At 67.4% G+C, this 20810-nt stretch carries 21 protein-coding genes and 1 tRNA gene; 15 read left to right on the top strand and 7 right to left on the bottom strand.

Annotated features, from left to right (window positions below):
* From ODR01_RS08550 to ODR01_RS08505, 10 genes are all read left to right on the top strand, one after another.
* On the top strand, positions 1 to 708 hold the full coding sequence (locus tag ODR01_RS08550) for an HAD-IA family hydrolase (RefSeq protein ID WP_316977219.1): 708 nt from the start codon (positions 1 to 3) through the stop codon (positions 706 to 708).
* On the top strand, positions 705 to 2792 hold the full coding sequence (locus ODR01_RS08545; protein WP_316977218.1) for an AsmA family protein: 2088 nt from the start codon (positions 705 to 707) through the stop codon (positions 2790 to 2792). The genes ODR01_RS08550 and ODR01_RS08545 overlap by 4 nt, the downstream gene beginning before the upstream one ends.
* A 12-nt stretch (positions 2793 to 2804) precedes the next feature.
* A complete protein-coding gene (locus ODR01_RS08540) occupies positions 2805 to 3509 on the top strand; it encodes an ATP12 family chaperone protein (protein ID WP_316977217.1) in 705 nt (234 codons plus the stop codon).
* 97 nt (positions 3510 to 3606) lie between these two features.
* Positions 3607 to 4389 (top strand): 2-keto-4-pentenoate hydratase, encoded by a 783-nt coding sequence (locus tag ODR01_RS08535; protein ID WP_316977216.1) that lies wholly within the window; start codon positions 3607 to 3609, stop codon positions 4387 to 4389.
* A 513-nt stretch (positions 4390 to 4902) separates the two neighbouring features.
* On the top strand, positions 4903 to 6459 hold the full coding sequence (locus tag ODR01_RS08530) for an SLC13 family permease (protein ID WP_316977215.1): 1557 nt from the start codon (positions 4903 to 4905) through the stop codon (positions 6457 to 6459).
* A 185-nt stretch (positions 6460 to 6644) separates the two neighbouring features.
* Positions 6645 to 8198, top strand: coding sequence for an acyl-CoA carboxylase subunit beta (locus ODR01_RS08525; protein ID WP_316977214.1), 1554 nt, complete (start codon positions 6645 to 6647; stop codon positions 8196 to 8198).
* Positions 8195 to 8542, top strand: coding sequence for a hypothetical protein (locus tag ODR01_RS08520; RefSeq protein WP_316977213.1), 348 nt, complete (start codon positions 8195 to 8197; stop codon positions 8540 to 8542). Before ODR01_RS08525 ends, ODR01_RS08520 begins: the two co-directional genes overlap by 4 nt.
* Positions 8539 to 8895 carry a biotin/lipoyl-containing protein gene (locus tag ODR01_RS08515; RefSeq protein WP_316977212.1) on the top strand — a complete coding sequence of 119 codons (357 nt, stop codon included), beginning with the start codon at positions 8539 to 8541 and terminating at the stop codon, positions 8893 to 8895. The genes ODR01_RS08520 and ODR01_RS08515 overlap by 4 nt, the downstream gene beginning before the upstream one ends.
* A 22-nt stretch (positions 8896 to 8917) precedes the next feature.
* Positions 8918 to 10051 carry a sodium ion-translocating decarboxylase subunit beta gene (locus ODR01_RS08510; RefSeq protein ID WP_316977211.1) on the top strand — a complete coding sequence of 378 codons (1134 nt, stop codon included), beginning with the start codon at positions 8918 to 8920 and terminating at the stop codon, positions 10049 to 10051.
* A 9-nt stretch (positions 10052 to 10060) separates the two neighbouring features.
* Entirely contained in the window at positions 10061 to 10357 is a 297-nt protein-coding gene (locus ODR01_RS08505) for an acylphosphatase (RefSeq protein ID WP_316977210.1), read from the top strand.
* Between the two features lie 6 nt (positions 10358 to 10363).
* On the opposite strand, the gene ODR01_RS08500 is transcribed toward ODR01_RS08505, so the two are convergent.
* Complete coding sequence (locus ODR01_RS08500; protein WP_316977209.1) at positions 10364 to 10984, bottom strand: LbetaH domain-containing protein; 621 nt, start codon at positions 10982 to 10984, stop codon at positions 10364 to 10366.
* Positions 10985 to 11341: 357 nt separating this feature from the next.
* Here ODR01_RS08500 and rnk point away from each other — a divergent pair, with 357 nt between their 5' ends.
* On the top strand, positions 11342 to 11758 hold the full coding sequence (gene rnk / locus ODR01_RS08495) for a nucleoside diphosphate kinase regulator (RefSeq protein WP_316977208.1): 417 nt from the start codon (positions 11342 to 11344) through the stop codon (positions 11756 to 11758).
* Positions 11759 to 11771: 13 nt separating this feature from the next.
* Here the strand turns inward: rnk and ODR01_RS08490 are convergent, their stop codons facing one another.
* On the bottom strand, positions 11772 to 12653 hold the full coding sequence (locus tag ODR01_RS08490; protein WP_316977207.1) for a dienelactone hydrolase family protein: 882 nt from the start codon (positions 12651 to 12653) through the stop codon (positions 11772 to 11774).
* 10 nt (positions 12654 to 12663) lie between these two features.
* Complete coding sequence (locus ODR01_RS08485; protein WP_316977206.1) at positions 12664 to 13653, bottom strand: class I SAM-dependent DNA methyltransferase; 990 nt, start codon at positions 13651 to 13653, stop codon at positions 12664 to 12666.
* Positions 13654 to 13854: 201 nt separating this feature from the next.
* Here ODR01_RS08485 and ODR01_RS08480 point away from each other — a divergent pair, with 201 nt between their 5' ends.
* Positions 13855 to 14502: a peroxiredoxin gene (locus tag ODR01_RS08480; RefSeq protein WP_316977205.1), complete on the top strand. Its 648-nt coding sequence runs from the start codon at positions 13855 to 13857 to the stop codon at positions 14500 to 14502.
* A 212-nt stretch (positions 14503 to 14714) separates the two neighbouring features.
* Here ODR01_RS08480 and ODR01_RS08475 read toward each other — a convergent pair whose 3' ends face one another.
* On the bottom strand, positions 14715 to 15881 hold the full coding sequence (locus tag ODR01_RS08475; protein WP_316977204.1) for a mandelate racemase/muconate lactonizing enzyme family protein: 1167 nt from the start codon (positions 15879 to 15881) through the stop codon (positions 14715 to 14717).
* Between the two features lie 68 nt (positions 15882 to 15949).
* Positions 15950 to 16600 carry a lipoyl(octanoyl) transferase LipB gene (lipB, locus tag ODR01_RS08470; protein ID WP_316977203.1) on the bottom strand — a complete coding sequence of 217 codons (651 nt, stop codon included), beginning with the start codon at positions 16598 to 16600 and terminating at the stop codon, positions 15950 to 15952.
* Positions 16601 to 16719: 119 nt separating this feature from the next.
* On the opposite strand from lipB, the gene ODR01_RS08465 reads away from it, so the two are divergent.
* Both ODR01_RS08465 and mgtE read left to right on the top strand, forming a co-directional pair.
* A tRNA-Leu gene (locus ODR01_RS08465) sits at positions 16720 to 16806 on the top strand.
* A 132-nt stretch (positions 16807 to 16938) separates the two neighbouring features.
* On the top strand, positions 16939 to 18354 hold the full coding sequence (gene mgtE / locus ODR01_RS08460; RefSeq protein WP_316977202.1) for a magnesium transporter: 1416 nt from the start codon (positions 16939 to 16941) through the stop codon (positions 18352 to 18354).
* A 36-nt stretch (positions 18355 to 18390) separates the two neighbouring features.
* On the opposite strand, the gene ODR01_RS08455 is transcribed toward mgtE, so the two are convergent.
* On the bottom strand, positions 18391 to 19368 hold the full coding sequence (locus ODR01_RS08455) for a DUF3089 domain-containing protein (RefSeq protein WP_316977201.1): 978 nt from the start codon (positions 19366 to 19368) through the stop codon (positions 18391 to 18393).
* Between the two features lie 198 nt (positions 19369 to 19566).
* Between ODR01_RS08455 and ODR01_RS08450 the strand changes: the two genes are divergently transcribed.
* Positions 19567 to 20010 (top strand): acyl-CoA thioesterase, encoded by a 444-nt coding sequence (locus ODR01_RS08450; RefSeq protein WP_316977200.1) that lies wholly within the window; start codon positions 19567 to 19569, stop codon positions 20008 to 20010.
* A 13-nt stretch (positions 20011 to 20023) separates the two neighbouring features.
* On the opposite strand, the gene ODR01_RS08445 is transcribed toward ODR01_RS08450, so the two are convergent.
* Entirely contained in the window at positions 20024 to 20644 is a 621-nt protein-coding gene (locus ODR01_RS08445; protein ID WP_316977199.1) for a DUF6655 family protein, read from the bottom strand.
* Positions 20645 to 20810 lie beyond the last annotated feature (166 nt).

Below are 20810 nucleotides of genomic sequence, written 5' to 3'. Positions count from 1 at the left end.
ATGCACCAGACCGCCCCGTCTTCCCGCGCCGCTTCCCTGCGTTTGGCCGTTTTCGACGTGGACGGCACCCTGATCGACAGCCAGAACAGCATCGTTTCCGCCATGGGGCATGCCTGGCAAAGCCACGGCCTGATGCCGCCCGAACGGGCGGCGGCATTGAGAATGGTGGGCCTGCCGCTGGCCGAGGTGATCGCCGGTCTGGCGCCGGACGAGCCTCCGGAACGCTGGGAATCGCTGCGCGCCAGCTATTCGACCGAATGGGGCCGCATGCGCGAAGAAGGTCGTTTGAGCGAGCCCCTGTTTCCCGGCGCGCTGACGGTACTGGACGATCTCGACCAGGGCGGATGGCTGCTGGGCGTCGCCACCGGCAAATCGCGCCGCGGCCTGGATCTGGCCCTGAAGGGGCACGATCTGGCCCAGCGTTTCGTCACCCTGCAGACCTCCGACGTGTCGGCCGGCAAGCCCAATCCCGAAATGCTGATGAAGGCGATGGCCGAAACCGGCGCCACGCCCGCCTTTACCGCCATGATCGGCGACACCACCTATGACATCCGGATGGCTCGCAACGCCGGGACCTATGCGGTCGGCGTGTCGTGGGGATACCATGAGGTGGGCGAACTCAGGGCCGCCGGCGCCCACGCCATCATCGACGATTTCGCCGACCTGCCTGGGACCCTGGCGCGCCTCATCGAGGTAGGCATCCCATGAAACGCAAATCGCGCATCGCCTTCGCCCTCGTCGTCGTGGTGGTCGGCGTCATCGTCGCCGGCGTCGCCATTCTCAAGTCGCTCGACGTCAACGCCTATCGCGGGACCGTCGCCGCCGAGGTGGAGAAGGCCATCGGCCGCAAGCTGACCATCGCGGGCGACCTCGAACTCGGCATTTCCCTCGCTCCCAGCCTGGTGGTCGAAGGGGTCTCGCTGGCGAACGCGCCCTGGGGCTCGCGCCCGCAGATGGTGACGGCCGAGCGGCTGGCCGCCGAGGTGGAGCTCTGGCCGCTGCTGTCGGGAGAGGTGCGGCTGACCCGCCTCGAACTCGACGGCGTCGACGCCCTGCTCGAGGTGGACGGCCAGGGCCGCGCCAACTGGCGCTTCGAAACGGTCGCGTCCGCCCAGGAACCGGCGACGGAGGGCGGAAAGCCGGCCGCCGTGCCGTTGGTCAAGGAAGTGGTCCTGCGGAACGCGAAGCTGACCTATCGCGACGCCAAGGGAACGGACGCCGAGGCCGCCATCGAGGAATTGCGGCTGGCGACCGAAGGACGGAACGAACCGATCTCGGTCGACGGGCGCGGCCGGATCGGCGGCGCGCCGATGGCGATCGAGGGCAAGGTCGGCTCGCTCGACAGGCTTCTCGACGGCGCCGGTTCCTATCCCGTCGCCGTCAAGGCCTCGGCCTTCGGCGGCGAGGTTTCGGCCGACGGCGCGATCGCGCTGGCGAACCCGACCTCGGGCCTGGATGTCGCCGTGGCGGCCAGAATCAAGGACGTGGCCGCGACCCTGCGGGACGCCGCCCAGTCGCTGCCGGCGCTGGCCGGCATATCGGCTCCGGCGGCTCCCTTCTCGTTGAACGCGCGGCTGCTTCCTTCCGGGCGTGGCCATGCCCTCGAGGCGATCCAGGCGACTCTGGGTGGCAGCGACCTGGCCGGCCGCGTCGCCTTCGAGACGGCTGTCGGCGGCCGCCCGGCGGTGACCGCCGAGCTGACCTCGCGCAAGCTCGACCTGGCGGGCCTCAAGTCCGCCATGCCGGCATCGCCGGCACCGGCGGCTCCCGCGCGGGGAGCGGCCGGCGGCGCGGAATCCGGCCGGCTTTTCCCGGACGATCCCTTGCCGCTCGACGGACTCAGGGCCATCGATGTGAAGGCGTCGCTCAAGGCCGACGAAATCGTGCTGCCCGGAGGCGCCGAACTGGCCAGGACGACGTTCGACCTGCGGCTGGAAAAGGGGCGGCTGCGGATCGAGCCGTTGCAGACGACGGTGTCCGGAGGAACCCTGAAAGGGGCCGTTGCGCTTGACGCCGCCGGGAAGGTGCCGGTCCTCGATCTTGGACTGGCCGGCCAGGGCGTGGAAACGGCCGCGTTGCTGGAGAAACTGGGGGTGTCGGGCTTTCTGCAAGGCGGCTCGACCGACCTCGACGTTCGCCTTAGGGGCGACGGGGCGTCGATCCGCGACCTCATGGCCGGCCTGGATGGCGAAGTGACGGTCCGCATGGGTGATGGCCGCGTCCGCCGCCAGGCGCTCGAACTGGCCGGCGCCGACGTGGCCATGCAGCTCCTCGACGCCCTGAACCCGCTGGCCAAACGGGCCGAGTACACGCCGCTTTCCTGCGCCGTCGCCCATTTCCAGGTGAAGGACGGCATCGCCGGCGCGCAAAACGGCGTCGCCATCGAGACCGACAGCGTGAACATCGTCGGCAGCGGGGCCGTCGATCTTCGGACCGAGCGGCTGGATTTCACGGTCAAGCCCGAGGCGCGGGAAGGGCTGGGCATCAATGTCGGCAGCTCGCTGGCCGGTCTGGTGCGGATCAGCGGCCGGCTGGCCGAGCCCACCATCGGCGTCGACAGCGAAGGGGCGGCGAGGACGGCGGCCTCGGTCGGTGCCGCGCTGGCGACCGGCGGACTGTCGGTGCTGGGTCAGGCCCTGCTCGACCGTACGTCCAGGGACCCCCATCCCTGCCAGACGGCGCTGGGCAACGTCCTTCCCGCCGAAGTGTCCGGCAAGTCCGGCGCGGGCGCGGGGCCGCTCGAAGGCATCGGCAACGCCATCGAAAACCTGTTCGGCGGCGGCAGGAAGTAGGGGAGGCGCTTCGTGAACTGGGCGGTCAAGCGGTTCTATGCGGCGGTCGACGCCAGGGCCGTCGAGGATGGCTTCGCCATCACGCTGGACGGGCGGATCGTCAAGACGCCGGACGGCGCCCGTCTGGTGGTTCCGACCCACGATCTGGCGATGGCCATTGCCGGGGAGTGGGCGGCCCAGGAAAAGACCGTGCGGCCCGACACCATGCCGCTGGCCCGCCTGGCGGTCGCCGCCATCGATCTGGTGCGGCCGGATCGCCAGGCTGTCGTCGATCGCCTGCTGGCCTATGTCGGCACCGACCTCGTGTGCTACCGCACCGAATCGCCGGCCGATCTGGCGGCCCGCCAGGAGGCGGCCTGGCGGCCGCTGCTCGAGTGGACGAATGCGGCCTGCGGCGCCTCCTTCATCGTCACCAAGGGGATCATGCCCATCGCCCAGCCACCAGCCACCAGACGGGCCCTGCAGGCGGCGATCGAGCCCTTCGACGACATGGAAGTCGCCGCCCTGGCCAGTGCCGCGGCGGCCACCGGTTCGTTCGTCATCGCCCTGGCGCTGGCGGCCGGCTGCGTGGATGCCGAGGAAGCGTTCGCCGCCGCCATGGTGGACGAACTGTTCCAGGCCGAGCGCTGGGGTGAGGACGCCGAGGCGGCGGTCCGCCGCCAGGCCCTGCATCGCGAGATCCAGGCCGCCGCCCGCTTTTTCGACCTGGTCCGCTGAGGCTCCGGGGGCCGGCAACCCGCGTGCATCCGCCGCCAGATGGTGTATAAACGCCGGACACCGCCTGAACTTTTTTTGCCGCTAGTGGGAGACATCCATGAATTCGGACAAGATCGCTCGGGCATCGGCCCTGCTCGTCGATGCGTGGAAAAATCACAAACAGCTGCCCGGGCTGCCCGAGGATTGCCGGCCGACCAGCCGGGCCGAGGCCTATGCCATTCAGGACGCCATGGCCCGCGGGCTTGGCCTGACGGTGGCCGGCTGGAAGCTGGGCATGAGCGCGCCGGAGACCATGAAGAAGTTTGGCGTCGACGAGCCGGTTCCCGGCCGCATTTTCGGCGAATGCGTTCATCGGGACGGCGCCACCATCGCCGCCGGCAGCTATGCCGGCCCCAAGGTCGAGCCGGAATTCGCGGTACGCCTGAAGGCGGCACTGCCGCCCCGCAACGAGGCCTACAGCCGGGCCGACATCGTGGCCGCCACCGAGACCATCCTGCTGTGCTTCGAGGTGGCCGACAACCGCGTGGCGCCGCCGAAGCCCGATCCGCTGAGCATGATCGCCGACGACGGCGGCTTCGCCGCCTATGTCGTGGGACCGGCGGTGAAAAACTGGCGCGATGTCGATTTCAAGACGGTGGGCATCGAGTTGTTGATCGACGGCAAGCTGGCCGCCAAGGGTCTGGAAGGCGAGGCTCGCGTCGATCCCATCGACGTCGTCCTGTGGACCGCCAACAACCTGTCCAAGCGCGGCCACGGTCTGGCCGCCGGCGACCTGATTTCGACCGGCAGCGCGACCGCTCCCACGCCCATGAGCGTGGGCTCCTCGGCGGTTGGCCGGTTTGCCGGTCTGGGCGAGGTGCGGGTCACGTTCAAGGCCTGACCGACTCGGTTTTCCTAAGGAATTGGGCCCCGGGTGCGGCGACTGCCGCATCCGGGGCTTTATTTTGTCCAATGAATTTCTACCAGTAGTTATGTCTCGTGCGGCCCGTGGCGGATTTCCGCGGCTTCCAGCCCTGCGTTCCCGGCATGACTGGCGCGCGGATTCGGAATTTGTGGCGCGCAAGGAAAACGGGTACTCAAAATACCATAAAGAAGAAGAATCGGAGGAACCCCCATGGGCACGGACGACGTGCTGACGGCCCGGGGTAATCATAGGGATGACGACCATCCCCACCGGGCACACGGCGACGCGACCCCAGACTCTTCCTATCCCGAGGCGGCCGGCGATGCCGGCGACGCCGCCGACGGGTATGCCTGAAACAACAGGACCGATTTCCCCAAGAAAAATCATGTCCAAGAACAGCCATTCCGTTCCGGCAGGATTGACGGGCATGGAATCCCAAGATTCCGAACGCCCGCTTCTCACCCGCGAGTGGAGGAAGGGAAAACCAACATGAATAAAATGCTAGGGTCGGATCGCGATGCCGTGATGGCCGCCGCCCCCAAGGTCGACCGCCGATTCTCGCCGACGCCCCGCACCATGGGTCTTCTGGTGGGATTGGTCGTCTTCGTGGGAATGCTGGCCATGGACCCGCCGGCCGGCATGCCGCCGAAGGCGTGGGCGACTGCCGCCGTCGGCATCCTGATGGCGATCTGGTGGGTTCTCGAAACCATTCCGATTCCGGCGACGTCCCTGCTGCCGCTGGCTCTCTTGCCGCTGTTCGGCATCAAGTCGATCACGGCGGCCTCGGCTCCCTATGCCAATCCGCTGATTTTCATGTTCTTCGGCGGCTTCATCCTGGCGCTGGCCATGGAGCGCTGGAACCTGCAGCGACGGATGGCGCTGAACATCATTCGCTGGGTGGGGACCAATCCGACGGCGCTGGTCGGCGGCTTCATGGGGGCCACCGCCTTCCTGTCGATGTGGGTCAGCAACACGGCGACCGCGGCGATGATGCTGCCCATTGGCCTGTCGGTGATCGCGCTCTTCAACGAGAACGCCGCCAAGCAGGGCGGTGGTGATCACGGCAAGGCCTTCTCCTCGTCCCTGCTGCTCGGCATCGCCTACGCCGCCAGCATCGGCGGCGTCGGCACGCTGATCGGCACGCCGCCAAACGCCTTGCTCGCCGGCTATTTCTCGCAGACGTACAAGGTCCAGATCGGTTTCGCCGACTGGATGGTCATGGCCGTGCCGATGGAAATCATCCTCATGGTGGCGACGTGGTTCATCCTCACCCGGGTGGCGTATCCCGTGCACAGCATCAAGATGCCGGGCGCCGCCGACATCATTCGCTCGGAGATCGACAAGTTGGGGCCGATCTCGCGGGGCGAGGGCATGATTGCCGTCATCTTCTTGATCACGGCGTTGTTGTGGACGTTCCAGCCGATCATCAACGGCTGGTTCCCGAAGTTGCGCCTGGGCGATACGGAAATCGCCATTTTCGCGGCGCTTGCCATCTTCATCATCCCGGTCGATGCGCGAAAGAAGGTGTTCCTGCTTGACTGGAAGGCGACGCAAGGCCTGCCCTGGGGCATTCTTTTGCTGTTCGGCGGCGGTCTCAGCCTGGGCGCCGCCATCCTCGATACCGGCCTGTCCAAGTGGATTGCCGAGTCCATGAGCATGGCGGCCGACTGGCCGTCCTGGGTGATGGTGGTGATCGTCGTCCTGGCCGTGATGACGATCAGCCACTTCACCAGCAACACGGCGACGGCCGCCGCCTTCCTGCCGCTGACCGCGGCCCTGGCCGTCAGTCTTGGCGAAAATCCGCTGTACCTGGCCATTCCCACGGCTCTGGCGGCCAGTTTCGTCTTCATGCTGCCGGTGGCGACGCCTCCCAATGCGATGGTTTTCGCCTCGGGTCAATTGACCGTCGGGGAGATGGCCAAGGCCGGCTCCTACATCAACCTGGTGTCGATCGTCCTGATCCTGGTGATGGCCTATACCCTGATGGGCATTGCCTTCGGGGTCGAGGCCGGGGTCATGCCCGACTGGGCGATGCTCAAGAAGTAAGCGCTCGTTCGCGACGAGGGCCGGAGGCGGCTTTCCCCGGACGGGGCGGCCGCCTTCGGCTTGTCTGCCGCCCACCAACCGCTGGCATCCCGCCGCGGTTCTTGCCATACTGCGCCGGTTTCGCGGGGCCGGCCGGCTTGGGAAAGGGGCCGGACGCGGCGGGCAGACAGGCTGGCGTGGGGGCGATGGCGGTCTCGAAGGATCTGCTGGATCAACTGACGGAACGCCGCGTGACGGCCGAGGCCGGAGGCGGCCTCGACAAGGCGGCGGGCCGGCGCGAGCGCGGCCTGATGACGGCGCGCGACCGGCTGTTGGGCCTGTTTTCCGCCGGCACCTTCCAGGAATTCGGGCTGCACGCCCATAACGGCGCCCAGCCTTCCGCCGCCAACGGCAAGGCCATGGGCGGCGACGGCGTGGTCACCGGCGTCGGCTATGTCGACGGCCGGCCGGCCGCCGCCTTCAGCCAGGATTTCACGGTGGCCGGCGGCTCGCTCGGCAAGACCCATGCCGGCAAGATCTGCGCCATGATGGACTACGCCGAACGGGCCGGCGTTCCGCTGGTCGGCTTCAACGATTCCGGCGGCGCCCGCATTCAGGAAGGGGTCGATTCCCTTTCCGGCTACGGGCAGGTGTTCTATCGCAACGTCCGCCTGTCCGGCGTGGTGCCGCAGATCGCCGTCATCGCCGGGCCGTGCGCCGGCGGCGCCGCCTATTCGCCGGCCTTGATGGACTTCATCATCATGCTGCGCGCCCACGCCCACATGTTCATCTGCGGGCCCGACGTGATCAAGGCGGTGACCGGCCATTCCGCCACCATGGCCGAGATCGGCAGCGCCGAAAGCCACGCCACGGTCAGCGGCAACATTCATTTTGTCGCCGAGGATGACGCCGACGCCATCGCCATCGTGCGGCGGCTGCTTTCCTACCTGCCGGCCAACAACATGGCCGAGCCGCCGCACCATCTGGCCGACGCGATGTCGGGTGCCGACGATGCCGGCATGAACGGCCTGGTGCCCGAGGACGCCAAGCAGCCCTTCGACGTCAAGGCGGTGATCGGCCGTCTGGTCGACGCCGGCTCGTTCCTCGAGGTACAGGAAGGATTCGCTGCCAACCTGGTGGTCGGCTTCGCGCGCATCGAGGGCTGCGTGGTCGGCATCGTCGCCAACCAGCCGATGGTCAAGGCCGGCACGCTCGACATCGACGCTTCCGACAAGGGCGCCCGCTTCATCCGCACCTGCAACGTCTTCAACATCCCGCTGGTCACGCTGGTCGACGTGCCGGGCTTCCTGCCGGGCATCCCGCAGGAGCGCGGCGGCATCATCCGCCACGGCGCCAAGATGCTGTTCGCCTATGGCGCCTCGACGGTGCCCAAGATCACCGTCATCATGCGCAAGGCCTATGGCGGCGCCTATCTGGCCATGTGCAGCCAGGACATGGGCGCCGACATGGTGCTGGCCTGGCCGACCGCCGAGATCGCCGTGATGGGGGCGGAAGGGGCCATCCGCATCCTGCATCGCCGCGAGCTGGAGACCGCCGAATCCCCCGACGAGCTGGCCGCCCAGCTGGCGGCCGACTACCGGCGGCGGTTCGCCTCGCCCTACCACTCGGCCGCCAAGGGCTTCGTAACCGACGTCATCGAGCCGGCCCAGACCCGGCTGCGGGTGGCGTTGGCGTTGCGTGTGCTGCTGTCGAAGCGCGAAACGCGGCCGCCCAAGAAGCACGGGAACATCCCGCTGTGAGTATCCTTGCCGACCTCAAGATCGTTGCCACCGGCTGCACCATCGTTCTGGGAGCGCTGGTCCTGCTGTGGGCGTTGACCGCCGCGCTCGGCCGCCTCGTCGCTTTCGGCCATGGCCTCGGCCGTTCGCGCCCGGCCGCCGTTGCCGCGGAGGGCATTCCCGCCCATCACCTGGTCGCCATCGCCGCCGCCGTCGAGGCGACGCTGGGCGAAGGCCACCGGATCGCCGGCATCGCGGCTCCGGCGCACCGCGTTCCGGGCTGGGCGTCGTCGGCGCGCTACCCGCAATCCCACCGCCGGCCGGCGCTCGGCGGTTCCTTGCACGAGCGGACGGACGGATCATGAAAAGATTGCGCATCACCGTGGAGGGCAAGACCTACGACGTGACGGTGGAGGTGTTGGACGGGTCCGGTGCCGCCGCCCCTCACGCGCTTCCTCCCGCCGCAGCCCACGCCGTCCGCCCCGCCGCCGCCCACGCCGGCGAGGCGATGAGCGTGGTCAGCCAGCTGGCCGGCACCGTGGTGTCGATCCAGGCCACGATCGGCCAGGCCGTCGCCGCCGGCGAACAGCTGCTGATCGTCGAGGCGATGAAGATGAACACCGCCATCACCGCGCCCCGGGCCGGAACCGTCACCGCCATCGCGGTGGAGGCGGGGACGGTGATCGAGGAGGGCCAGGTGCTGGTCACTCTGGCCTAGGGCGGGGAGGGAAAGAAGGCGCATGGACGCGCTCGGCGATCTCCTGCAATTGACCGCCGTCGCCAGCGTCACCTGGCGGATGGCGGTGATGTGGGGCGTCGTGGCGGCGCTGCTGTACCTCGGCGTCTTCCGCAAGTTCGAGCCGCTGCTGCTGGTGCCCATCGCCTTTGGCGCGCTGTTGGCCAACCTGCCGACCGAGGGCGTGCTGAATGCGCCGGTCGGCGACCATCCGGGCGGCCTCTACTATTACATCTCGCAAGGGATCACCCTTGAAATCTTTCCGCCGCTGATCTTTCTCGGCGTCGGCGCGCTGACCGATTTCGGGCCGCTGATCGCCAACCCGCGCACCCTGCTGCTGGGGGCGGCGGCGCAGCTTGGCGTTTTCGCCACCTTCGCGGGCGCCCTGATGCTGGGCTTCGATGCCTCCGAGGCGGCCTCGATCGGGATCATCGGCGGCGCCGACGGGCCGACCTCCATCTTCCTCGCCAACAAGATGGCACCCCACCTGCTGGGGCCCATCGCGGTGGCGGCCTATTCCTATATGGCCCTGGTGCCGGTCATCCAGCCGCCGATCATGCGCCTGCTCACCACGCAGAACGAGCGGCGCATCCGCATGCACTCGCTGCGCAAGGTGTCGAAGGTGGAAAAGCTGGTGTTCGTGCTGATCGTCACCATCGCCTGCGTGCTGCTGGTGCCGGCCGCCTCGGCCCTCATCGCCATGCTGATGTTCGGCAACTTCCTGCGCGAGTGCGGCGTCACCGAGCGGCTCAGCCAGGCGGCGCAGAACGAGATCATCAACGTGGTGACCATCTTCCTCGGCTCTTCCGTCGGCATCACCATGACCGGAGAGCGTTTCCTGCACGCCGAAACGCTCAAGATCCTGGCCCTGGGCGTCGTCGCTTTCGCGGTGTCGACCGCCGGCGGCGTGCTGATGGCCAAGCTGATGAACCTGTTTTTCCGCAAGAACCCCATCAATCCGCTGATCGGCTCGGCCGGCGTGTCGGCGGTGCCGATGGCGGCCCGCGTCTCGCAGGTCGAGGGGCAGAAGGCCGATCCCCACAATTTCCTTCTGATGCACGCCATGGGCCCCAACGTCGCCGGCGTCATCGGCACCGCCGTGGTGGCCGGCTACTTCATCGCCCGGCTGGGCGGCTAGGGGAAGGCGATGGGCAAGCCGGAGACCCGGACGAAGACCGTGCATGCCATCATCCGCGGCCGCGTCCAGGGCGTGTGGTACCGCTCGTGGACGGTGCAGGAGGCGACCCGGCGCGGCCTTTCCGGCTGGGTGCGCAACCGCGCGGATGGCACCGTCGAGGCGCTGTTCTCGGGCCCGGCCGGCCAGGTCGAGGACATGCTCGCCACCTGCCGCGAGGGCCCGCCGGCCGCCTGGGTGGACAATATCCTCACCGACAATGCCGTCTCGCCGCCAACACCCGGCTTCCGCCAGTTGCCGACGGTATAGGGCGCCTTACGTCCCCACCGGTAAAACGAGTTGAAGCCGCCCGACGACCGTCCGCGGCGGGAGCAGCGAGCCCGGCGACAGGACGGCGTTGGCGCCGATGGCCGAACCGTCGCCCACCACCGCGCCGAACCTGGTCGTGCCGGTGGAGATCACGCGCCCCCGGTCGGCCACCGCGATGATCTTGTCCGGGCGTTCGTTGAAATGGTTGGCGATGACGGCGCCGGCTTCCAGGTTCACGTCCCGTCCGATGAGGGAATCGCCGACGAAGTTGAAGTGGGCGAGGGTGCTGCCGGCCATGATAAGGCTGGCCTTGACCTCGCAGCCGGGACCGATCCGCACCCCCGCGCAAATCAGCGTGCCGCCGCGCAGATAGGCGTGGGCGGCGACGAAGGCGCCCTCCTCGATCAGGGTTGGGGGCTTTATCACGGCGCCCGCTTCGATCAGCGCGCGGCGGTGAATGCAAATGCCCGCTTCGTCGAATCGGTACTGGGCGCGATCCAGCCGGTCGATCCGCGCGTAAAGCAGGTCGCCCAGGCGAGACGTGACGTCCCACGGCGTCGCGATCCCATCGAGAAAGGGCAGGGCCTCGCGGAACCCCGGAATATAGGCGTCGAAATCGAAGGACATGGCGGCCTCCTCCCCGGGGCAAGTAGAGCATGCCGTGGTCGGCCCGCGCGAGTCCGTTGCGGCGTTTCGTCGTCGTCCGTGGCGGAACTCGACAGTTGGAAAGCGTTGTAAGAGTTTCCCCCGTCGGTTTGGCCGTTGACACCACTCTTCGGCGTCCCAACTTCTAAACCATGCGTACCGACGATCCTCATTCCTGTCCGCTGTCCCCCCGGGAGCGCCTCAAAGTGGGCCTCTAGCCCCGGCCGGCCGGCGTGCCGCGGTGGGGCGGCGGCGGGGCGGTTCGGGGCGAGGAATGGCATCGATCCCAAGCGGGGCGGGGAATGCCCCGACGCAATGCACGGGAACGGAGGATGGTCCATGCCCAGCAGACAGCCTCGAATTGTCGTCACCCGGAACGATCACGCGCGCCTTTCGGCCTTGGCCTCGGCGGTGCTGAAGACGCATCCGGAAATGGGTGCCGCCCTGATGGACGGCTTGAACCGCGCCAAGGTGGTGGCCCCGGGCAAGATTGGCCGCGGCGTGGTGACGATGAATTCCCGGATCAAGTTCCTTGACGATCAAACCGGCGAGAAGCGCGTTGTCACCCTGGTCTTCCCGGCCGAGGAGGATGGGGCGGCGGGGCGGATTTCGGTGCTGTCTTCGGTGGGCGCCGCGTTGCTGGGCCTGGAGGAGGGGGAATCCATCATCTACGTCGGGTCCGACGGCAGCGAAAAGAGCCTCACGGTCACCAAGGTTCAGTACCAGCCGGAATCCCACGGCCGTTTCGACATGTAGTCCAAGAGCCGCGTCACTCGGTCTTGAGCGGCGCCAGCAGCGCCATCACCCGGGCGATGGCATCGGCGCGCGCCGCCGGGTCGGTACCGGTGTGGGCGTTGCCGCTGCCGTCGGCGGTGGCGGACAATCCCGCGTGCAGGCGCAACGTCAGCTTCGGATGATCGAAATCGTGGTAGGCCCCCGGATAGACGACGAGGTCGAGCAGGGCGTTGCCCGGTTTGGCCCTTTTGGCGGCGCGGGCGGCCAAATCGCGGCAGGGGGCGGCGGGCGTCCAATCGTCGGCTTCGCCGATCAGCACGGTGAGCGGCAGGCGGTTCCGCCAGCGGCTTGATCGGGCCGACGTGCTGCACCCCGGATAGAAGGCGACGGCGAGGCGGAAATCGGGACCGGATTTCATCGGCCGTCCTGGGGCGGCCCGGTCCACGGTGGATAGCACCGTGCTGCCGCCGTTCGACCAGCCGATCACGGCGATCCTGTCAGCCCGCGCCCAGCTTTGCTGGGCCAGCCAAGCCAGGGCACCGTGGGCGTCGCGGGCCCGCTCGCGGCTGGGCGAGATCGGGCGTTCCTTCATTCTGCACAGCGAACCCAGCCCGCGCGGCGTCAGGCTGTCGACCAGCAGGGCGGTGAAGTCGGCGGCGGCCAGACGATCGGCCCAGTCGCGGTCGCGGGTCCCGAGTTTTCCGCTGGATGTCCACATGCCGCCGCAGCCGTGCAGCATGACGACCGCCGGAAAGGGACCGGCGCCGGCCGGGCGGAACAGCACGGCCGAAAGCTCGGTTGGCGCGCCGCCGGTGAGATCGGCGTCGAGGGAAGGAAAGCGGACCGTTTCCTCGGCCGCAGCCGTTCCGAGGAGGGAGAGCATAACGAGCAATGCGCCGGTCCACCGTGCGGCCATGGCGCCTGCCTCAATGGGGCCGCGCCGGCGGGGTGCCGGAAAGGCCGGTGGCGGACATATTGGCGGAATCGACGGCGCCGGCCGCCGTGACAGCGGGCTCGGGCCGGTCGCGCAGGACCACGATGAAGCCGGGGACGCCGGTGCCCGCCTCGGTGCGCGATACCGCCTCCTCCAGCCGTTCCACGACGAAACCGGCAGCCTCGGCGGCGGCCCGCAGGTAGGGGGCCGAATGGGAATAGCGGTGATCGCCCCCCAGCACGAAGCCGTCGCCCGCCGCCTTCTGGGCGGAAAAGGCAAAGCAGCCGCCGGGCACCAGGGCGCGGCGCACCGCCGCCAGCAGAGGTGCCAAGTTGCCGAAGTAGATCATCACATCGGCGGCGACGACGCTGTCGAAGCGATCCTTGGCCCCCATCAGTGCCGCCACGGCGTCGCCGATCTCCAGGCGGTCGTAAATTCCCTTGCGCCGGGCCTGCTCGACCATGGCGGGCGACAGATCCACCCCTTCGAGCCAGGCGGCGCGATGGCGCAGCGCCTCGCCGGCCAGGCCGGTGCCGCAGCCGAGGTCGAGCACCCGGCCCTCGGGCGCGGTGACGGGGGCGACGGCGTCGAGCGCGGCGCGCAACTGGAAGGGCGCCTGATAGGCCAATTGGCCGATCAGCGACTCCTCGAAGCGCGGCGCGTACTGGTCGAACAGCGTCTTCACATAGGCCGGGGGCAACTGTTCGGGCTGCGGCGCGGCGCCCAACAGGGCCAGGCGGATGGCTGCGCCCATGACGTCGGCGGCATCGCGGGCCAGATAGGCGGCATAGGCCGCCACCGCATCGTCGCGCCGCCCGGCGGCGTGCAGGGCGTCGGCCAGGGCGAAGCGCGCTTCCGGCCATTCGGGGGCCAGTTCCAGGGCCTGTTCGAAAACCGAAACGGCCGCCATCGGGTCGCCCCCCGCCATCAGCGCAAGGCCGAATTCCAGGCGCCGATGGGCGGCAAGATCGCAGCAGGACATGGGAAAATCCGCAAAACACGCCGGACTTCGCGGCGTGGGTGGGCGTGTTGATGCGCCTGCGCGGGATACCTGTCAATGGGCGCGCGCGGGTGGCGGGGCGGCAAGAGACCGGAAAAAAAGTACGGAAATTATCTTGCGTCTTCCGAATGCGAGTGTATATTGGAAGCGTTCTAAACAATGATCCTTTCGGAGAAGACAGAGATGGACTCGCAAAATCAGGTTTATGGCTTGCCGCGGCTGAACGAGCCGGCACCCCAGTTCACCGCCAACACCACCCACGGACCCAAGAGCCTGGGCGACTACAGGGGCCGCTGGCTGATCCTGTTCTCGCACCCGGCCGACTTCACGCCCGTCTGCACCACCGAATTCATGGCCTTCGCCAAGGCCCACAAGGATTTCCAGGCCATTGGCTGCGACCTGCTGGGGCTTTCCATCGACAGCCTGTTCTCGCACCTGGCCTGGACCCGCAACATCAAGGAAAAGTTCGGCGTCGAGATTCCGTTCCCGGTCATCGACGACCTTTCCATGAAGGTGGCCAAGGCCTATGGCATGATCCACCCGGAAGCCGGCGACACCTCGGCGGTACGCGCCACCTTCGTCATCGACCCCGAAGGCATCCTGCGCGCCATGGTCTACTATCCGATGACCAACGGCCGCTCGGTGGCCGAATTCCTGCGCCTGGTCACGGCCTTGCAGACCTCGGACGCCAAGGGCGTCGCCACCCCGGAATCCTGGAAGCCGGGCGACATGGCCATCGTGCCGCCGCCGCGCACCGCGGCCGACGCCGAAGCCAGGGCCAAGAAGGGCTACGAGTACACCGACTGGTACTTCTGCAAAACCGCGGCCTGACAGCATCCCGCCCAAGCTCACTTGCCGGCGCCCCCTCAAGGGCGCCGGTTGCGTTTGGGAAGACTGTTAAGGTGAACCACTGAGAACACCGAGAACACCGAGGTTCACAGAGGAAGGCGAACGCACGGGCATAGCCCGCGCAACTTTTTCATTCTTCTTCTCCGTGTCGCCTCGGTGTTCTCAGTGTCCTCTGTGGTGATTCCTTCTTCCGATCAGTCGGCCAGCGTCTTCATCACCGCGAAAAGCTTGGCCTTCATCTCGATGCCGAGGCCCGGGGCGTCGGGCAGGGCGACGTAGCCGGCATCCACCGGCACGCCGTCGGCGAAGCCGCCGTAGGGCTGGAACATCAAAGGGTAGGTTTCGGTGCCGCCCAGTTGCAGGCCGGCCGCCATCGAAAGGGCCAACTGGGTGCCGCCGTGCAGCACGATGCGCCGGCGCGGCCAGCCTTCTTTTTCCGCCGCCTCGATGATGCGCAGGCCCTCGGTCAGGCCCATGGCCAGCGCCGGGTCGGGCATGATCCAGTCCTTCTTGGGGTCGAGCGCGCCATAGCGCAGCAGGTTGCGGATGTCCTGGTGCGAGAACAGGTTCTCGCCGGTCGCGAACGGCCCGGAATAGTGCTTGGCCAGCTTGGCCTGCAGGGCGTAATCCAGCGGATCGCCCGCTTCCTCGTACCAGAAAAGCCCGTAGGGGGTCATGGCCTTGCCGTAGGCCAGCGCGGTTTCGAGATCGAACTTGCCGTTGGCGTCGACCGCCAGCCGGCTGCCCTCGCCAACGACCTCGATCACCGCCTCGATGCGCGCAATATCGGTGGCGAGATCGGCCGCGCCGATCTTCATCTTGACCACGGTATAGCCGTCGTCGAGATAGCTCTGCATCTCGTCTTTCAGCTTTTGCATGTTGCCGTCGGGGTAGTAATAGCCGCCGCCCGGATAGACCAGCACCTTGTCGTCGGCTTGGCCCTTGTTGAAGCGTTCGGCCAGCAGCTTCCACAGGGGCACCCCGGCGATCTTGGCCGTCGCGTCCCACACCGCCATGTCGAGCGCCGCCACCGCCACCGCGCGGTCGCCGTGGCCGCCCGGCTTTTCGTTGGTCATCATGGCGGCGAACACCTTGAAGGGGTCGATGTTGGCGCCGTCGGCGTCGAGCAGCGTCTTGGGATCGGCCTTCAGGATGCGCGGGATCAGCCGCTCGCGCAGGATGCCGCCCTGGGCATAGCGGCCGTTGGCGTTGAAGCCGTAGCCGACCACCGGATGGCCGTCCCTGATGACATCGGTGACGACGGCGACCAGGCTCACCGTCATCTGGCTGAAGTCGATGAAGGCGTTGCGCATGGTGGTGGCCAGCGTGCCGGTCTTCTCGCGGATGTCGACGATACGCACGGGTCGGTTCCCCCTGTTGGTGTTGGTGCCTCCGGCGCCGCCGGGATGGGCTTTTTGCCTGCCGATTCCTACAGGATCGGCGGGGTGGCGGCAAACACCTCGTTGAAGGCGGCTTTCAGCGCGGCGTCGATCTCGGCCATCGAGACCTCGATGCCGAGGGCCTTTAGCGAGGTGACGCCATAGGTCGAGATGCCGCAGGGCACGATGCCGGTAAAATGCGACAAATCGGGCGCCACGTTCAGCGCCACGCCGTGGAAGGTCACCCAGCGGCGGATGCGCACGCCGATGGCGGCGATCTTCTCCTCGGTGCCGTTATGCGCCACCCAGATGCCGACCCGCCCCTCGCGCCGCTCGCCGGTGATGCCGAAGCGGCCCAGCGTGCGGATCAGCCATTCCTCGAGATTGCGCACATAGACGCGCACGTCGCGGCCACGCCGGTTCAAATCGAGCATCACATAGCCCACCCGCTGGCCGGGGCCGTGGTAGGTGTACTGGCCGCCCCGCCCGCTGGCGTAGACCGGGAAACGGTGGGCATCGATGAGGTCGGCGGCATCGGCGCTGGTGCCGGCGGTATAGAGCGGCGGGTGCTCCAGAAGCCATACCGTTTCGGGCGCCAGACCGGCGCGGATGGTCTCGACGCGCTCCTCCATGAAGGCCACCGCTTCGGGATAGGAAACGGGAGCGCCGTCGGTGCGCCAGTCGAGAGTCGCGTCGTCCATGATTTCCTTGCCGTCGGTCAAAACGCCGAAGGCCATGCCACGGCGCTTGATTGATGCGAAAGGATTTGGTATTCCCGCGCCTATATGGCGGCACCCGGTGGTGTGCCGCAAGGGATTTCGCGGTCGTGGCGGAACTGGTAGACGCGCAGCGTTGAGGTCGCTGTGGGGGAGACCCCGTGGAAGTTCGAGTCTTCTCGACCGCACCATCCATTGCTTAACTGACAAGGCCCGCTGAACCCAGACGGGCCTTGTTTTGTAGGGGCAGGCCCTGCGAACCGCTGCCCGCTCGCATCCGATGGCGACGCCCCGCGTGCGGGGCGGGAAGGGAGGCTCGGACGATGGCCGATCCGGAAACCGAGTCGCAAAGGACGGCGGAAGAGGCCGAGGACGCCGCCATCGGGCTGACCCCGGCCGTCGAGCAGGACATCGTCGAGGCGCTGGACGAGGGCGACGCCGAGCGCGCCCGCGACCTCATCGAGCCGCTGCACGACGCCGACGTCGCCGACATCCTGGAACGTCTCGATACCGATGGCCGGCGCGCCCTCATCGAGGTCCTGCGCGAGGACTTCCACCCCGACATCCTGGCCGAGCTCGACGACGCCGTGCGCGACGACATCATCGACGAGCTGGGCGTCGCCGAAACCGCCGCGGCGGTTGCCGAGATGGACCTCGACGACGCCGTGCAGGTCATCGAGGAACTGGAACCCGAAGAACAGCAGCAGGTGCTCGACGCCATTCCCGTCGGCGACCGTGCGCTCATCGAGGAGGCCCTGGCCTTCCCCGAGGACAGCGCCGGGCGCATGATGCAGCGCGAGGTGGTGACGGTGCCCACCTATTGGACGGTGGGCGAGGCCATCGACTTCATGCGCGAGGCGGCCGACGACGGGGCGCACGCCGACATCCTGCCCGAGGTGTTCTACGACATCTTCGTGGTCGATCCGGCGCGCCGGCCGGTCGGCATCATCGGACTGTCGCGCCTGATGCGCAGCCGCCGGCCGGTTGCCGTCTCCGACATCATGAACGAGGAGATGCACCTGATCCCGGCGACCATGGACCGCGAGGAGGTCGCCTTCCTGTTTCGCCAGCGCGACCTCGTATCGGCGCCGGTGATCGACGATGGCGGCAGGCTGGTCGGCAGCATCACCATCGATGACGTGGTCGACGTCATTCACGAAGAGCACGAGGAAGACCTCATGCGCATGGGCGGCGTTGCCGAGGGCGACCTGTATTCGGCCGCCGTCGACACCGCCCGTTCGCGCTTCACCTGGCTTCTGATCAACCTCGGCACGGCCTTTCTGGCGGCGTCCGTCATCGGCCTTTTCCAGGCGACGCTCCAGGAGATGGTGGCGCTGGCCGTGCTGATGCCGATCGTCGCTTCGATGGGCGGCAATGCCGGCACCCAGACCCTGACCGTGGCGGTGCGCGCGCTCGCCACCAAGGAGCTGACCGCCACCAACGCGCTTCGGGTCATCGGCAAGGAAATGCTGGTCGGTGTCTTCAACGGCATTATCTTCGCCGCGCTCACCGGCTTCATCGCCTGGCTGTGGTTCGGCAACCCGGCACTGGGCCTGGTCATCGGCATGGCGATGGTCGCCAATCTGGTGGTCGCCGGGCTGGCCGGCTCGGCCATCCCGGTGCTGCTGGAACGCTTCGACATCGATCCCGCCATCGGCTCCAGTGTGCCGCTGACCACATTGACCGACGTCATCGGCTTCTTCGTGTTTCTCGGACTGGGGACCTTGCTGCTGCTGTAGGGGCAGCGCCTCCACTCCACCGATACGCGCCCCGGCCTATTTCCCTGGTGGGCCGCCGGCCAGGAAGGCCTTGATCCGCTGGGCGGCGTTGGCCTTCAGGTTCATGTAGAACAGGTTATAGTCGTATACGTGATAGACCCCGGGGCCAAACGGCAGGACTGGGAGCATGCGGGGGTCCGCGGGCGCCACCACCAGCCCGCCGTCCTGGTTGCGGGCCGATGTGAAGTGGGCGAAGGTTTGTTGTCCACCCTTCTCGTCGAAGATCACCGAACCCAAATTCTCGGAAGCCGGAGCCAGCCCGTCGTCGGCGCTCCAGGATAGGGGATTCACCGACACCGCGCCGGGCAGGATGGTGGGGGCCTCGGCCTGATGTCCGGCGGCGACGGAGTTGTAGGTGACGATGCAGCCGGTCTGGCTGGCAGAGCGGCAGATATCCAGGAAGGGATAATCCTTCAGATCCTGCCGGGTGATCGGCCAGCCGATGATATAGGCGGCCACCATCTTGCCCCGCAGCTCGGGCCTGTCCAGGTTTTTGCGGACGATTTCGGTCAGGACCTCGGCCCCCTGGCTGTGCCCGGCCAGGATGAAGGGGCGGCCGTGGTTAAGATTTTTCAGGTAATACGCGAAGGCCTTCTCCACGTCTTCCCGGCCCACGCTGAAGTAGCGCTCCCGGGTGGCCCGATCCATCGACACCACCGAAAGGTTGGTTTGGCGGTAGAGGGGGGCGAAGATGTTGGCGCTGTCCTCGAACACGCTGGCCTGGACGAGCAGGGTAAACTCGGCACCTTGGCGCATCTGGGCGGAGTCGATGGCGGCGACGACCGGTTTTCCCTGGTAAACGGTGGGGTAGACCCAAAACACGTCCACCGCCTTCTGCGGAGCCTTGGGCAGGCTGACCCAATCCTGCGCGAGGGCGTAATCCGGTTCCGGCGCGCGTGTCGGAGGCTCCAGCGAACAGGCCGCCGCCAACAAGGGCAGGACCATTCCGATGGCGACGGCAAGCTTCTTGGACATCAAATCGCTTTTTCGAATGCCTTCAACGTGCAGATTCTTGAGTATCATACATCGCGACGTTCGTTCAATCGGTTGCCGGGACAAGGCCACCAAAGCCGCGCACCTTTTTTTGCCGTCGCCGGCTTTTCGCCCTCCTCGGACTGGGCGCTGGCTTCTGCTATAAGAAGCGGCTTCCCCTGGGAGGAAAGGAAAAAGCCGATGGACGACCTGCCGATCACCCACCGCGGCGCCGTCATGCCGTGGGAGTGCGACTACATGGGCCACATGAACGTCACCTTCTATACCGCCAAGTTCGACCAGGCGACCTGGCCCTTCTTCGCGGCCATCGGCTTCACGGTGCGTCACATGCGGGAAAACAACGTCGGCGTCGGCGCCGTGCGCTACGACATCCGCTACAAGCGCGAACTGCTGTCGGGCGACACCCTCACCGTGCGTTCGCGCATCCTCGAGGTGAGAGACAAGGTGATCCGCTATCTCCACGAGATGACCGCCGACCAGAGCGGCCAACTGGCCGCCACCGCCGAGGTCACCGCCGTGCACATGGACACCGTCAGGCGCAAGTCCTGCCCGTTTCCCGCCGACATCCTGGCCAAGGCCCGCGCCCTGATGGCCGAGCACGCGAAGGTTCCCGCGGCGGAGTAGGGGACGCCGCGCCTTAAGGCTTCCACCACGTGTCCCGTTCCTCTTCCTGCTCCGGCTCGTCCTCTTCCGGTCTCAGGTCGTCGGTCGTCCACCCGATGAACAGCAGGACGACCCAGTCCGTCTTGTCGGAGGCACCGTATCGCGGGCCGCTGGAATCGACGAGAACGCCGCTTTTGGCGTCGTAGGCGGTCACCGCCAGCTTGGCCACGCCCTTCCATTCGTGCTTCTTGAACAGGGCGATTTCCGGCGTCTTCAGCTGCCCCGCCAACGGAACCGGCAGCTCGGTGTCGGGAATCCCGATCAGTTTCCGGCGCTCGTCGATCGACAACGCGCCGACCCGCGCCTCGACGATGGTGTCCGCTTCCGGCCGCGCGCCGACCAGGCGGATGCCCTGTTTCAACAGGGCATCCCGGATGGTGCCGATGGCGTACTTGCTGTCGTAGCCCTCGACGTACTGGGCATCGACGAAGACCTTATTGTCGCCGGGAATTTTCAAGACAAGCTGCCGCGCCGCCCGGTCGACGGCGGAAGACAGCAGCAACTGTTCGGTCGCGGCCCGGGCCGGCTGGGTATCGCGCGTCGTCGAACAGGCGCTGGCGATAAGGATCAGGGCGAGAAGGGCGATCAGGCGCATCCATCCCATTTTCCCGTCCAGGCGGCTTCGCGCAAGCCGCAGTTTCCCGGGTCACAGAGTGTTCACTGGCGGGTGACGGCGGCGGCGTGTTGGATCGAAGGGTCGGCGGTGCCGTGTTGGCGCGCCGTTGCCGTCGTCGGCTTGGCGATTCCATGGCCGGTTGTTC

Source organism: Shumkonia mesophila (assembly GCF_026163695.1).
GTDB classification, from domain to species: domain Bacteria; phylum Pseudomonadota; class Alphaproteobacteria; order Rhodospirillales; family Shumkoniaceae; genus Shumkonia; species Shumkonia mesophila.
Note: the sequence above shows the minus strand (reverse complement) of the source record. Positions and strands in the feature narration are given on the sequence as shown.